The sequence below is a fragment of the Bacillus haynesii genome (genome assembly GCF_014042035.1).
GTDB lineage: Bacteria > Bacillota > Bacilli > Bacillales > Bacillaceae > Bacillus > Bacillus haynesii.
Window position 1 is genome coordinate 190,425 of record NZ_CP059494.1, and the last position, 13,779, is coordinate 204,203.

A 13,779-nucleotide genomic window follows, 5' to 3' on the forward strand; every position below is an offset into this window, starting at 1 on the left:
TGCTTGAAACCGACACCCGGCTTGCACCGGTGTTTCACTTGGAGATCGGCTTATGCCTAATTAGGATGTACCGGGCGCTTTTGCGCCTGTGAGGAGCGCGAAGTGTCCTCGTCCGGAGTGAGACTCGGCTAAAGGCTTTCGCGTCCTGCGAGGAATGCCGAGAACCTTCGTCCTGGTGTGAAGGAGACTTGGCTGGCTAAGAACTTCCACATCTTGTGAAAAACGATGAGTACATTCGTCCTGGTGTAAAGGAGACTCGGCTAAGAACTTTCGCGTCCTGCGAAAAACGCCGAGAACCTTCGTCCTGAAGGCTTGATTTATTATAGGTTAGAGGTGTTTATTTTGAAAATATCAACTAAAGGCAGATACGGGCTGACGATTATGATTGAGCTTGCTAAAAAGCATGGGGAAGGCCCGACTTCTTTGAAAAGTATTGCTCAGACAAACGATTTATCGGAACATTATTTGGAACAGCTTGTTTCACCTTTGCGGAACGCCGGGCTTGTGAAAAGCATCCGCGGCGCCTACGGCGGCTACATTCTGGGTGACGAGCCTGAGGCGATTACGGCGGGCGATATCATTCGCGTCCTGGAAGGGCCGATCAGCCCGGTGGAAGTGCTTGAAAATGAGGAGCCGGCAAAGCGCGAACTGTGGATCAAGATTCGCGATGCTGTCAAGGAAGTGCTGGACTCCACGACGCTTGAAGACTTGGCCAGCTATACAGAGGGCGAGCAAGAAGCGTATATGTTTTACATTTAAGATCGAGGTGTAATGGTAGGATGGAACGGATTTACTTAGACCATGCAGCGACTTCTCCGACTGACCCCCGGGTAGTGGAAAAAATGCTGCCTTACTTAACGGAAAACTTCGGAAACCCTTCGAGCATTCATTCCTTTGGAAGGGAGAGCCGAAAATGGCTTGACGGCACGAGGGAGCTGATCGCTCGGGAAATCGGAGCGCATCCCAATGAAATCGTTTTTACGAGCGGGGGAACCGAAGCCGACAATATGGCGATTCTCGGAAGCGCGCTGGCGAGAGAGAAGCAGGGCCGCCACATCATCACGACAAAGATCGAGCACCACGCCGTTCTGCATACGTGCAACAGGCTTGAAGAAATGGGCTTTGACGTCACATATCTTGATGTCGATGAAAGCGGAAGAATCTCTGCTGAGCAGGTGAAAGACGCGTTGCGGGACGAAACCATCCTGGTGACGGTGATGTATGGAAACAATGAAGTGGGAACGATTCAGCCGATAGATGAGATCGGGGATCTGCTAAAGGACCATCGGGCGCTGTTTCATACAGATGCGGTTCAAGCCTTCGGCTTTTTGCCGATTGATGTGCAAAAAAGCTGTATCGATATGATGTCTGTCTCCGGACATAAACTTAACGGACCGAAGGGGACAGGCTTTTTATACGTCAACGAAAACGTCAAGCTCAGCCAGCTTCTTTTCGGAGGAGAGCAGGAACGCAAACGCCGGGCGGGTACGGAAAATGTACCGGGAATCGCGGGGCTCGGTGAAGCCGTTTTGCTGTCAGGTCAGGAAAGAGAGGAAAAATCTGCGCTTTACAGCCGGTTTAAAGACATCATCACCCGTACGCTGGAAGCTGAAGGCGTCTCCTTCGATGTGAACGGCAGCAGGGAGCACAGCCTGCCGCATATTTTGAATCTGTATTTTCCGGGAGTATCTGTTGAATCGCTGCTCGTCAATCTCGATATGGCGGGAATTGCAGTATCGAGCGGATCGGCGTGCACGGCCGGATCTGTGCTTCCGTCTCATGTTCTCTCCGCCATGTTTGGCGAGGAGGACGATCGGCTGACGTCATCCATACGGATCAGCTTCGGCTTTGGCAATACAGAGGAGCAGGTGGAGCGCGCCGCGAAAGAACTTGCGAAAATTGTTAAACGCCTGTCATAAATTTCGGGAAGCAATGCTCCGAGCTAAAGATTCGCATCCTGCTTGAAAATGATGATATGATCTGAAAGGACAAGTTTTTGAATTGATTTATTGGAGTTGATGAAAATGGCGAAGCGGCCTGAAGATACACGGGTGGTCGTCGGAATGTCCGGAGGCGTTGATTCCTCTGTGGCGGCTTTGCTTTTGAAAGAGCAGGGCTTTGATGTCATCGGAATTTTTATGAAAAACTGGGATGACACAGATGAGAACGGTTTTTGCACAGCGACAGAAGATTACGAAGATGTCATAAAAGTATGTAATCAAATCGGGATTCCGTATTATGCGGTGAATTTTGAAAAGCAGTATTGGGAAAAGGTTTTTCAATATTTCCTTGATGAATATAAAGCGGGCAGAACGCCGAATCCAGATGTCATGTGCAACAAAGAAATTAAATTTAAAGCCTTTTTGGAGCATGCTTTGTCGCTTGGAGCCGATTATTTGGCCACCGGCCACTATGCGCGGGTCGACCGTACGGACGGGCGTGTTAAAATGCTCAGAGGGCTTGACGAAAATAAAGATCAGACCTATTTTCTAAACCAGCTGACAGAAGAGCAGTTAAGCAAAGTGCTGTTTCCGATCGGCGAGCTTCAAAAAAGCCGCGTCAGGGACATCGCAAAAGAAGCGGGGCTAGCGACAGCTGCCAAAAAAGACAGCACAGGCATCTGCTTTATCGGGGAACGGAACTTCAAAACGTTTCTCAGCCAGTACCTTCCAGCACAGCCGGGAGATATGCGGACGATGGAAGGCGAAATCAAAGGCCGCCACGACGGTTTAATGTACTATACAATCGGACAAAGGCACGGCCTCGGCATAGGCGGAAGCGGAGAGCCTTGGTTCGTCGTCGGAAAAGACCTTGAAAAAAACATCTTGTATGTAGACCAAGGATTTGACAATCCGCTTCTTTTCTCCGATAAGATCACGGCGACAAACGTAAGCTTTGTGCATGAGGGCGTCTTCGGCGGTGAAGACGAGCTCACCTGCACGGCCAAGTTCCGTTATCGCCAAGCAGATCATGAAGTCACTGTCAGAATGACCGGGACAGATGAAGCGGAAGTTGTCTTTAAAGAGCCGGTCCGCGCCGTTACGCCGGGACAAGCGGTTGTCTTTTACAAAGGCGAAGAATGCCTTGGCGGCGGAACGATTGATGATGTGTTTAAAGACGGACAACAACTTTGGTATGTATAAAACCGGGGCTCTGGATTACACCCCGGAGCTTCTCGAACGGCTGCCGGCAATGTCGGCGGCCTTTTTTAAAATAGTTCGTGAAAGGGAGAGGGCTTTTGGATTACAATCAAATTGGAATAGATGCAATGCAAAAAGGCGATTTTGAAAAAGCCGCAGAAGCCTTTACAAAGGCAATTGATGAAAACAGCGGAGATCCGGTGCCTTATATCAACTTTGCCAATCTGCTATCTGCAGTCGGCGAATTGGACAGGGCGCTTAAGTTTTACGACCGGGCGGCTGCTTTGGATGAGAAAGCGGGAGCCGCTTATTATGGAGCGGGGAATGTCTATGTCATGAAAGAGCGGTATCAAGAAGCGAAGGACATGTTCGAAAAAGCGCATCGGACGGGCATGGAAAACAGCGACTTATATTATATGCTCGGGACCACGCTCGTGAAGCTTGAGCAGCCGAAGCTCGCGATGCCGTATTTGCAAAGAGCCGCTGAGCTGAACGATGCGGATGTCGAAGCCCGTTTTCAATACGCGATGTGCCTTGCCAATGAAGGGATGCTGGACGAAGCGATCACGGAATTTTCAAATGTAACGGAGAGCGACCCGTCCCATGCAGATGCATTTTATAATTTAGGCGTTGCCTATGCGTTTAAGGAAGATCGGAAAACAGCGCTTGACATGCTGAACAAGGCGCTGGACATTCTGCCGGACCATATGCTCAGCATTCGCGCCAAGCAGCTTTTGGAAGAAGCTTGATTGATCAAGGGCCGTCATGACGGATTTTGAATGGAGGGGGGAGAACAGTGATGCAGCGCCATAACCCGGACCAAATTGAAATGGAAGAAGCTTCATTTGTAAAAGGAACGGTAACGGCTGTCATTTATCATAATGAAACAAACCTGTATACCGTACTGAAAGTAAAAGTGGAAGAAACATCGGAGTCTTTTGAGGACAAAACCGTTTCTGTCACTGGTTACTTTCCTTTGATCCATGAAGACGATATCTACACTTTTTACGGAAAGACCGCCTCCCATCCGAAATTTGGCCTGCAATTTCAAGCGGATCATTTTAAAAAAGAAGTGCCGACAACGAAAGAAGGCGTGATCCAATATTTGGCCAGCGATTTATTTGAAGGAATCGGTAAGAAAACGGCCGAGGAAATTGTCAATAAGCTTGGGGAAGGTGCAATCAACAAAATTTTAAGCGACGGCGCCGTCTTGTATGATGTCCCGAAGCTCTCCAAAAAAAAGGCGGATAAGCTTGCCGCTGCCCTTCAGCAGCATCAGGGACTTGAGCAGATTATGATCTCCTTGAGCGAATTCGGCTTCGGCCCCCAGCTATCCATGAAGATTTATCAGGCGTACGAAGCGGAAACGCTCGATAAAATCCGCGAAAATCCGTACCAGCTTGTCAAAGATGTCGAAGGAATCGGCTTTATCAAGGCGGACGAACTGGGCGGCAGGATGGGGATCTCAGGCAAACATGAAGAGCGGATCAAAGCGGCGATTTTATACACGGTTGAAGCGACATGCCTTCAAGAAGGGCATACGTACATAGAAACGAGACAGCTCATCATCGAGACGCAAAAACTGTTAAACCAGTCTTCAGGTGATGAAAAAGTAACCGAGATGGATGTGGCCGACGCGATCATTTCCTTAGGGGAGCAAAAAGAGCTGTTCATTGAAGATGAAAGGTGTTATTATCCTTCCCTTTACTACGCTGAACAAAGCTTTGCGAAAAGGGTGCAGAAAATCGCCGGACAGACCGAATACGATGACCAGTTTCCCGAATCGGAATTCCTGCTCGCTTTAGGGGAGCTTGAAGAACGGATGAAAGTGCAGTACGCGCCAAGCCAAAAAGAAGCCATTCAAAAAGCGCTGATGTCGCCGATGCTGCTTTTGACAGGCGGACCGGGAACCGGGAAAACGACCGTCATCAGGGGAATCGTCGAGTTGTACAGCGAGCTGCACGGCTTAAGCTTGAATCCGGCTGATTACAAAAAGGATGAAACGTTTCCGTTTGTACTGGCAGCGCCGACCGGCCGGGCCGCTAAGCGGATGAGCGAGTCGACCGGACTGCCGGCCGTTACGATTCACAGGCTTCTCGGCTGGAATGGAGCCGAAGGATTTACGCACGATGAAGACAATCCGATTGAAGGGCGGCTGCTCATTATTGATGAAACGAGCATGCTTGATATATGGCTCGCCAACCAATTGTTCAAGGCGATTCCCGACCGGATACAGGTCATCATGGTCGGAGACGAAGACCAGCTTCCGTCTGTCGGTCCCGGACAGGTGCTGAGGGATCTTTTGGCATCGAATGTGATTGCTTCTGTCAGACTAACCGATATTTACAGGCAGGCTGAAGGCTCTTCAATCGTTGAACTGGCGCATGAAATGAAACAAGGAAAGCTTCCGGAAAACTTGACCGCGCCGACAAAAGACCGTTCTTTCATTCGCTGCCGCCAGCAGCAGATTAAAGAAGTCGTCGAAAAAGTCGTTAAAAACGCGCTGCAAAAAGGATATTCGGCCAGAGATATTCAGGTTTTGGCTCCGATGTATAGAGGAGCGGCCGGCATCAATGAGTTAAACGCGCTTTTGCAGGGCATCCTGAATCCGCCAAAGCCGAAAGGCAGGGAAATGAAGTACGGCGATGTCGTGTACCGTACCGGAGATAAAGTGCTCCAGCTCGTCAACCAGCCGGAGCACAACGTGTTTAACGGTGATATGGGTGAGATCGTTTCGATTTTTTATGCAAAAGAAAATACGGAAAAAGAAGACATGGCCGTCGTCTCTTTCGACGGGAATGAAATCACGTTTACAAAAAAAGATTTCAACCAATTTACGCACGCCTATTGCTGTTCGATCCACAAATCGCAAGGCAGCGAATTTCCGATCGTCATCCTTCCGATCGTCAAAAGCTATTACCGGATGCTGAGAAGGAACTTGCTTTACACGGCCATCACAAGAAGCAAAAAATTCCTGATTCTGTGCGGTGAAGAAGAAGCCCTTGAATGGGGCGTGAAAAATAAGGAATCATCAGAAAGGCAGACATCGCTTAAAAGAAGGCTTCTGCAGGCGGCACATGAAGAGGATGAAGAGCTCATGGCGCTTCAAAAAGAGCTGCCTTTCAGCGTCTATGACGCCAATATCGGGATGGAAGGCATTACACCTTTTGATTTTATGGAAAAGGAAGCAGAATAAGTGTTTTTCATGGAATCCATTTCATCGTATGAGTCGCGTCGCAACAGCAGATCATAAGAGTGTTCGTAAAAAGGTGGTTGATCACACTTTGAGAACATGCAATGAGCTGGAAGGACTCAATGTTTACGACAGACAATCTTCCCTCCCGCTTGGAGTGGTAACAGATATCTGTTTTTCTCACGAAGGGACATGTCTCGGATTGATTATGGAAGAGAAGCGGCGCTTTTACAATCCCCGTTCGCTTCTTCCGCTTCCCGCTGTCACCGAAATCGGACGTGACGGCGTATACGTTGATTTCACCGAATTCAAGCCGATGCAAATTCCGAAGCAGAGTCTTTCTTATGATCAGATGAAGCAAAAAATGGTCAAAAACGGAGCAGGAGATACGCTGGGCATGCTGGAAGATGTATACTTTTCTTCTGACACGGGCATAATCGTAGCATATGAACTATCAGACGGTTTTTTTGCCGATTTGTCAGGCGACAAAAAGCAGATTCACTCATCTGGGGAACCGCTTGAAGTAGGCAGAAGCACAATCGTCTTGAACGAATAAGAGGTGTGTGTTCAAATGCTCGTTTGCCCGAATTGCAAAAGCAAAAACATCGGCAAAATCGGTGTAAATCAATATTACTGCTGGGGATGCTTTATTGAGCTGACCCTTTCAAAAGGAAAAATTTCGACCCATCAAGTCGAAGAGGACGGAACATTGAGCAGCCTGGACGATCTGTTTACAGATGACGAACGAACGATTAACCTTTGAATGGAGGTTAGAAAGTTGAATCGTACAATGACTTCTCTCATTTCTTTAGGAGCCGGGGCTTTGATGTACTACATGGCGTCTCAGAACGATATGATGAACAAGCGAAACATGAGAAAGCTGAGAAGACGCGTCATGAAAATGTTTTAAGCAGAAGGGATACCCTTAAAAGGGTGTCCCTTTTTTTCTTCGGGAATAATTACAAGCAGAAATCAAAAGCTAACAAGGGGTGAAAAAAATGTTGAAAAAACCGCTGCAGCTTTTAATGTGGGTCTCGATCTTCATGCTTTTGCTATTAACTGTCTATATCTTTTTGCAGCTGAGAATGATTTGGGAGCCTGTCTGCGTGCTGCTGAAGTCGATTCTGATCCCGCTGGCGATTGCGGTTTTTATCACCTATTTGCTTTTGCCTGTCGTTGAAAAGATACACCGGGCCGGCGTGCCGAGAACATTGAGTATTTTGCTAATTTATGTTCTGTTTTTTGCCGGTCTCGGCTACGCCTTTTACAAAGGGGTGCCGATCCTCATTAAACAGCTGACAGAGCTTTCAGAGGGAATTCCGGTTCTTGCCGCATCTTACGAAAGCATGCTCGATCAGCTCCATCATCATACAGACGGCTGGCCCGACGGTATGCACGACAGGATCGACAGGTTCGTCAATCAGACGGAAGAATTCGTAGCAAGCTGGGTGGAACGGACGATCAGAAGCATCCGGTTCGTTTTTGATTATATGCTCGTGGCGGCGATCATTCCTTTTTTAGTATTCTATATGGTGAAAGATATTGATACGATGAAGAAGGCGGTATGGTATTTGACGCCTTCTTCATGGAGGGCGAGAGGCAGCGAATTCATCCGGGATGTCGATGATTCTCTCGGGGACTACATCAGAGGACAGCTTTTTGTCTGCCTTGTCATCGGCTTGGGAGCGAGCCTGTCATTTTGGTTTTTTGACCTGCCCTATCCGCTGATTCTCGGCCTTGTCATCGGCGCGACAAATGTTATCCCGTATTTCGGCCCTGTCATCGGCGCGATTCCCGCTGTCATGGTAGCTGCCGCTTTATCGTCGAGGCTCGTCTTTGTGGTGATCATTACGATTTTAATTCTTCAGTTTATCGAAGGCAATATCCTCGGGCCTCTTGTCGTTGGCAAAAGCCTGCATATGCATCCCGTCGTCATTATGCTTGGATTGCTGGCGGGCGGTGAGCTGGCCGGCATCATCGGCATGATTCTGGCAGTGCCTGTCATGGCTGTTATCAAAGTGATGCTCGTCCATTTTTTAGCGGCAAGAAAAGCGTGAGCGGCAGAAGTTTGACATAACGGCTTCCGTTGTCTATAATTTCGAAATAGACATACATACGTATCTCGATTGACGGATCCGAGTATACTGAAGCCCTGTTTTATAGAGAGAAGCTCCATTGCGGTGAAAGAGCTTTAACAGAAGATCAGTAGAAGCTAATCCTGAGTGCAGGCGAAAACCTGCCGTCTTTATCCGGCGTTATACGGATATCAAGGTGATGGGCGTTTTGTTACGCACATAATCAGGGTGGTACCGCGAGAGGAGCTCTCGTCCCTGTGTAAACGTTGTTTGCATAGGGCGGGGGCTTTTTTATTTGCATGTGCATCATTAAAGGAGGAAAAAAATAATGAAGACATTAACATCCGCACAAGTGCGCCAAATGTTTTTAGATTTTTTTAAAGAAAAAGGGCATGCCGTTGAACCGAGCGCCTCTCTTATTCCGCATGAAGATCCCTCCCTGCTTTGGATCAACAGCGGAGTGGCGACGCTGAAAAAATATTTTGACGGACGGGTTGTGCCGGAGAATCCGCGCATCTGCAACGCTCAAAAATCAATCAGGACGAACGATATTGAAAATGTCGGGAAAACAGCCCGCCACCATACGTTCTTTGAAATGCTAGGGAACTTTTCGATCGGCGATTATTTCAAAGAAGAAGCGATCGAGTGGGCATGGGAATTTTTAACCGATCAAAAATGGATCGGCTTCGATCCCGAACGCCTGTCAGTCACGGTGCATCCGGAAGATGATGAAGCGTATGAATTATGGTCGAAAAAAATCGGCGTTCCTGAGGAACGGATCATCAGACTGGAAGGAAACTTCTGGGATATCGGCGAAGGCCCGAGCGGTCCGAATACCGAAATCTTCTATGACCGCGGTGAAGATTATGGAAATGATCCGTCTGATCCGGAACTTTACCCGGGCGGGGAGAACGAGCGTTACCTTGAAGTATGGAACCTTGTGTTCTCCGAGTTCAACCACAATCCTGACGGAACATACACACCGCTTCCGAAGAAAAACATTGATACCGGGATGGGTCTTGAACGGATGGTATCTGTTATTCAAGACGCCAAAACGAACTATGATACGGATTTGTTTATGCCGATCATCAAGGCGACAGAAGCTATTTCAGGAGAAAAGTACGGCACCTCTGCTGAAAAAGATACGGCATTTAAGGTTGTGGCCGATCATATCCGGACGGCTGCGTTTGCGGTCGGCGACGGAGCGCTTCCGTCAAACGAGGGACGCGGCTATGTCATCAGAAGGCTGCTTCGCCGCGCTGTCCGCTATGCGAAGTCCATCAATATCAACCGTCCGTTTATGTATGAGCTCGTACCGGTAGTTGCCGACATCATGGCCGCTTTCTACGGCGAAGTCAAAGAAAAAGCGGACTTTATCGCGAAAGTCATCAAAACAGAGGAAGAACGCTTCCATGAAACACTGCACGAGGGCTTGGCGATTCTCTCAGAAGTGATTCAAAAGGAAAAAGCAAAAGGAAAACGCGTCATTTCCGGGGAAGATGTCTTTAAACTGTATGATACGTATGGATTCCCTGTTGAACTGACCGAAGAATACGCCGAAGATGAAGGCATGGAAGTCGACCATGACGGCTTTGAGCGCGAGATGGACAAGCAGCGCGAACGGGCCCGGCAGGCGCGCCAGGACGTCGGCAGCATGCAGGTTCAAGGCGGCGCACTTCGCGATATCATGACAGAAAGCGAGTTCATCGGCTATTCCGATATCAAAACGGAAACGAAAATCACCGAGCTTCTTCAAGACGGAGAACTTGCCGACCTCGTTCAAGAAGGCCAGAAGGTTCAGTTCATCCTCAAAAGAACCCCGTTCTATGCTGAAAGCGGCGGACAAATCGGTGATAAAGGCTGGGTTAAAAGCGGTGATGCCGCAATTCGCGTCACAGACGTTAAAAAAGCGCCGAACGGCCAGCATCTGCATGAAGGAATCGTGGAAAGCGGCGCAATTAAAAAAGGCATGAGCGTGACCGCAGAAGTCACAGAGCGGCTCAGAAAGGCCATTGTCAAAAACCATACAGCGACACACCTGCTTCATCAGGCGCTGAAAGATGTGCTCGGCACGCATGTCAATCAGGCCGGATCGCTGGTCACTGACAACCGTCTGCGCTTTGACTTCTCTCACTTTGGACAGGTGACAAAGGAAGAACTCGAACAAATCGAAACAAAAGTGAACGAGAAAATTTGGGCATCTATTCCTGTTCAAATCGACTTAAAACCGATTGATGAAGCGAAAGCGATGGGAGCCATGGCACTGTTCGGCGAAAAATACGGAGACATCGTCCGCGTCGTTCAAGTCGGCGACTACAGCATCGAGCTGTGCGGAGGCTGCCACGTGAGAAATACGGCTGAAATCGGCCTCTTTAAGATCGTGTCCGAATCAGGTATCGGGGCTGGCACCCGCAGGATCGAAGCGGTAACAGGGCAGGGCGCTTACGAAGAGATGAACGCCAAACTGGAGCTTCTCAAGCAGGCGGCAGAAGTCCTGAAAACCAATATGAAGGAAGTGCCGAAACGGATCGAAGCGCTTCAGTCTGATCTGAAAGAGGCTCAGAGAGAAAACGAATCTTTATTAGCGAAACTGGGAAACAAAGAAGCTGGAGAGATTTTGGAAAAAGTAAAAGAAATTGACGGAATCAAACTGCTCGCAGAAAAAGTGAATGCCAAAGATATGAATCACCTGCGCACAATGGTTGACGATCTGAAGGCGAAACTGGGCTCAGCCGTCATCGTTCTCGGGGCGGTTCAAAACGAAAAAGTGAATATTTCCGCCGGAGTTACAAAAGATTTAATAGAGCGGGGTTTCCACGCAGGCAAGCTTGTCAAGCAAGTCGCAGAAGCATGCGGAGGCGGCGGAGGCGGCCGTCCGGACATGGCGCAGGCGGGAGGAAAACAGCCTGAGCGGCTGGCTGAAGCATTGGCATCTGCGGAAGAATGGGTAAAATCCGTTTTATAAATAGCCGTTGTGGTGTAGAATGGTGATTAGAAGGTAATCAGGCTGAAACTTTGCCTGCGAATTTGGGAAAGAGGTGCAAAACGGTGAGCTCATTTGATAAGACGATGAAATTTAACTTTTCCGACGATTCGATGGAAACCAATGTAAATGAAGTGCTGATAACCGTCCATGATGCGCTTCAGGAAAAAGGCTACAACCCGATCAACCAAATTGTCGGATATCTGCTATCAGGAGATCCCGCTTACATTCCAAGGCATCGAGATGCACGTAACCTGATTCGGAAAATAGAAAGAGACGAGATAATCGAAGAATTGGTTAAATCGTACTTAGAACAGCATAAAGAGGCGTAAACAAGCATGCGAATATTAGGTCTGGATTTAGGTTCGAAAACGCTCGGCGTAGCGCTGAGCGATGAAATGGGCTGGACGGCTCAAGGGATAGAAACGATTAAAATCGACGAGGCGGGCGGTGAGTACGGCTTGAACCGCCTCGCCGAATTGACGAAAGACTATGTACTGGACAAGATTGTACTCGGTTTTCCCAAGAACATGAACGGAACCGTCGGCCCGAGGGGGGAAGCGAGCCAGAAGTTCGCGGAAGTCCTTGAAGAAACGTTTCAAGTTCCAGTCGTGCTTTGGGACGAGCGCCTCTCGACAATGGCGGCCGAAAGAATGCTGATTTCAGCAGATGTAAGCAGGCAAAAAAGAAAAAAAGTAATTGATAAAATGGCGGCCGTGATGATCCTTCAAGGATATCTCGACAGCCTAAACTCATGAGGTGATCAAGATGGAACACGGAGAAAAAAACATTACGATTGTAGACGATAAAGGGAATGAACAGCTGTGTGAAGTGCTCTTCACATTTGACAGCGATCAGTTTAACAAGTCATACGTGCTTTACTATCCGATTGAAGCACAGGACGAAGATGAGATCGAGATCCATGCTTCAAGCTTCGTACCGAATGAAGCCGGAGAAGACGGCGAACTGATGCCGATTGAAACAGAAGAAGAATGGGATATGATCGAAGAGACGCTGAACACGTTTTTAGCGGATGAAGACGAAGAAGAATAAAGAAGCGGCTAGACCGCTTGACAAAATCCTAAAACGATTGAAGTTTTAGGATTTTGTCATTCTTTCTTTAAAGCTTGATCTGCAATCCTTTGCGCCCGGCTGCCGACAGGCGGCTTTTTTTATAAAAACATTTTGTAATAAATTGCCGAATGATAACGAATCATGTAGTATAAACCATGGGAGGAGAGGAGGACACCAATGTTTGAAGATCAGACAAAGAAACCGTTTATAAAAAGACTCCTTAAACATAAAATAAAGTTTTGGCTGACTGTGGTCGCGGTTCTGCTGATTTTAACCGCAGGCGCTGTTTCGCTCTACGTCAAATCGGCGCTCGAGCCGGTCGATAAAAATAATGCAAAAACGGTCAATGTCTATATTCCGGAAGGATCGACCGTTACGTCCATCGCCGCCAAACTGAAAAAAGAGGACTTAATTAAAAACGAAAAAGTATTTATCGCTTATGTGAAATTTAAAAATGCCTCCGGCTTTCAAGCTGGTAATTTTCAGCTCAGCCAGTCGATGGATGCGGCCGGCGTGATCAAAAAGCTGACAACCGCTTCACATGTGCCGGCATTTAAAATTACCGTTCCTGAAGGAAGGCAGCTCAAGGAAATCGCAGACATCATCGCCGGACAAACCAACTACTCGGCTGAGGACATAATGAAAAAGCTGGATGACCGCGAATTCATCAGCCGATTAAAACAGAAGTACCCGAAACTGATCACCGACGACGTGTTAAACAAGAATATCAATCATCCGCTTGAAGGATACCTGTATCCTGCGACATATCCATTTTACGACCCCGAGACGAAGCTGGATGCAATCATCGAAGCGATGATCAAACAAACAGATCAGCTGGCTGAAAAGTATGAAAAGCAGATGAAAGACAAAAAGATGTCCGTCCACAAAGCCTTGACGATGGCTTCGTTAATTGAGGAAGAAGCTACCGAAAAAGCGGACAGGCACAAAATCTCAAGCGTCTTCTACAACCGCATCAGCAAAAACATGCCATTGCAAACGGATCCGACCGTCTTATATGCGCTTGGGGAACATAAAAACCGAGTCATGTACAAAGACCTTGAAGCGGATTCCCCGTATAATACGTACAAACATACCGGTCTTCCGCCTGGGCCGATTGCAAACGCTGGAGAGAGCTCTTGGGAAGCGGCATTAAATCCGGAGCAAACCGACTACGTTTATTTTCTTGCAAAGAAAAACGGGGAAGTCGTCTTTACAAAAACGCTTGAAGAACACAACAAAGCAAAAGCCAAATACATTACGAACACGCAGGAAGAGGAAAAAGGAGAGTGAAAAATACTCTCCTTTTATTCGCAA

14 protein-coding genes are annotated in these 13,779 nt (G+C 48.0%); all 14 read left to right on the plus strand.

The annotated features are described in order from the left end of the window. Nucleotides 1-342 precede the first annotated feature (342 nt). The 14 genes from cymR to mltG all read left to right on the plus strand — a co-directional run bounded on the left by cymR (nucleotide 343) and on the right by mltG (nucleotide 13,755). On the plus strand, nucleotides 343-759 hold the full coding sequence (cymR, locus tag H2R00_RS00925; protein ID WP_023855382.1) for a cysteine metabolism transcriptional regulator CymR: 417 nt from the start codon (nucleotides 343-345) through the stop codon (nucleotides 757-759). 20 nt (nucleotides 760-779) lie between these two features. Then, nucleotides 780-1,919 carry a cysteine desulfurase family protein gene (locus H2R00_RS00930; RefSeq protein ID WP_182070294.1) on the plus strand — a complete coding sequence of 380 codons (1,140 nt, stop codon included), beginning with the start codon at nucleotides 780-782 and terminating at the stop codon, nucleotides 1,917-1,919. Nucleotides 1,920-2,024: 105 nt separating this feature from the next. Then, nucleotides 2,025-3,143, plus strand: coding sequence for a tRNA 2-thiouridine(34) synthase MnmA (mnmA, locus tag H2R00_RS00935; RefSeq protein WP_182070295.1), 1,119 nt, complete (start codon nucleotides 2,025-2,027; stop codon nucleotides 3,141-3,143). Between the two features lie 95 nt (nucleotides 3,144-3,238). After that, entirely contained in the window at nucleotides 3,239-3,889 is a 651-nt protein-coding gene (locus tag H2R00_RS00940) for a tetratricopeptide repeat protein (RefSeq protein WP_182070296.1), read from the plus strand. A 50-nt stretch (nucleotides 3,890-3,939) separates the two neighbouring features. Continuing rightward, nucleotides 3,940-6,336, plus strand: coding sequence for an SF1B family DNA helicase RecD2 (gene recD2 / locus H2R00_RS00945; protein ID WP_182070998.1), 2,397 nt, complete (start codon nucleotides 3,940-3,942; stop codon nucleotides 6,334-6,336). An 88-nt stretch (nucleotides 6,337-6,424) separates the two neighbouring features. Next, nucleotides 6,425-6,889, plus strand: coding sequence for a PRC-barrel domain-containing protein (locus H2R00_RS00950; protein ID WP_154995772.1), 465 nt, complete (start codon nucleotides 6,425-6,427; stop codon nucleotides 6,887-6,889). Nucleotides 6,890-6,904: 15 nt separating this feature from the next. Further along, complete coding sequence (locus H2R00_RS00955) at nucleotides 6,905-7,096, plus strand: YrzR-like zinc ribbon domain (RefSeq protein ID WP_003183928.1); 192 nt, start codon at nucleotides 6,905-6,907, stop codon at nucleotides 7,094-7,096. A 15-nt stretch (nucleotides 7,097-7,111) separates the two neighbouring features. After that, the gene (locus H2R00_RS00960; protein WP_003183926.1) at nucleotides 7,112-7,243 is read left to right on the plus strand and encodes a YrzQ family protein; all 132 of its coding nucleotides are present in this window, start codon (nucleotides 7,112-7,114) and stop codon (nucleotides 7,241-7,243) included. 88 nt (nucleotides 7,244-7,331) lie between these two features. Beyond that, nucleotides 7,332-8,390, plus strand: coding sequence for an AI-2E family transporter (locus H2R00_RS00965; protein ID WP_154995770.1), 1,059 nt, complete (start codon nucleotides 7,332-7,334; stop codon nucleotides 8,388-8,390). A 346-nt stretch (nucleotides 8,391-8,736) separates the two neighbouring features. After that, complete coding sequence (alaS, locus tag H2R00_RS00970) at nucleotides 8,737-11,373, plus strand: alanine--tRNA ligase (protein ID WP_182070297.1); 2,637 nt, start codon at nucleotides 8,737-8,739, stop codon at nucleotides 11,371-11,373. Nucleotides 11,374-11,456: 83 nt separating this feature from the next. Then, entirely contained in the window at nucleotides 11,457-11,723 is a 267-nt protein-coding gene (locus tag H2R00_RS00975; RefSeq protein ID WP_003183920.1) for an IreB family regulatory phosphoprotein, read from the plus strand. Between the two features lie 6 nt (nucleotides 11,724-11,729). Then, nucleotides 11,730-12,149 carry a Holliday junction resolvase RuvX gene (ruvX, locus tag H2R00_RS00980; RefSeq protein WP_154995766.1) on the plus strand — a complete coding sequence of 140 codons (420 nt, stop codon included), beginning with the start codon at nucleotides 11,730-11,732 and terminating at the stop codon, nucleotides 12,147-12,149. Nucleotides 12,150-12,159: 10 nt separating this feature from the next. Next, nucleotides 12,160-12,444 carry a DUF1292 domain-containing protein gene (locus H2R00_RS00985; protein ID WP_154995764.1) on the plus strand — a complete coding sequence of 95 codons (285 nt, stop codon included), beginning with the start codon at nucleotides 12,160-12,162 and terminating at the stop codon, nucleotides 12,442-12,444. Between the two features lie 198 nt (nucleotides 12,445-12,642). Further along, nucleotides 12,643-13,755, plus strand: a complete 1,113-nt coding sequence (mltG, locus tag H2R00_RS00990; RefSeq protein ID WP_154995762.1) for an endolytic transglycosylase MltG — start codon at nucleotides 12,643-12,645, stop codon at nucleotides 13,753-13,755. The last annotated feature ends 24 nt before the right edge of the window (nucleotides 13,756-13,779 follow it).

What these genes read in the sequence shown, in the direction of transcription:
- H2R00_RS00965 (WP_154995770.1), top strand. Translation starts at nt 7,332, where the DNA reads ATGTTGAAAAAACCGCTGCAGCTTTTAATGTGGGTCTCGATCTTCATG.
- mltG (WP_154995762.1), top strand. Translation starts at nt 12,643, where the DNA reads ATGTTTGAAGATCAGACAAAGAAACCGTTTATAAAAAGACTCCTTAAA.
- recD2 (WP_182070998.1), top strand. Translation starts at nt 3,940, where the DNA reads ATGCAGCGCCATAACCCGGACCAAATTGAAATGGAAGAAGCTTCATTT.
- mnmA (WP_182070295.1), top strand. Translation starts at nt 2,025, where the DNA reads ATGGCGAAGCGGCCTGAAGATACACGGGTGGTCGTCGGAATGTCCGGA.
- H2R00_RS00985 (WP_154995764.1), top strand. Translation starts at nt 12,160, where the DNA reads ATGGAACACGGAGAAAAAAACATTACGATTGTAGACGATAAAGGGAAT.
- ruvX (WP_154995766.1), top strand. Translation starts at nt 11,730, where the DNA reads ATGCGAATATTAGGTCTGGATTTAGGTTCGAAAACGCTCGGCGTAGCG.
- H2R00_RS00930 (WP_182070294.1), top strand. Translation starts at nt 780, where the DNA reads ATGGAACGGATTTACTTAGACCATGCAGCGACTTCTCCGACTGACCCC.
- alaS (WP_182070297.1), top strand. Translation starts at nt 8,737, where the DNA reads ATGAAGACATTAACATCCGCACAAGTGCGCCAAATGTTTTTAGATTTT.
- H2R00_RS00955 (WP_003183928.1), top strand. Translation starts at nt 6,905, where the DNA reads ATGCTCGTTTGCCCGAATTGCAAAAGCAAAAACATCGGCAAAATCGGT.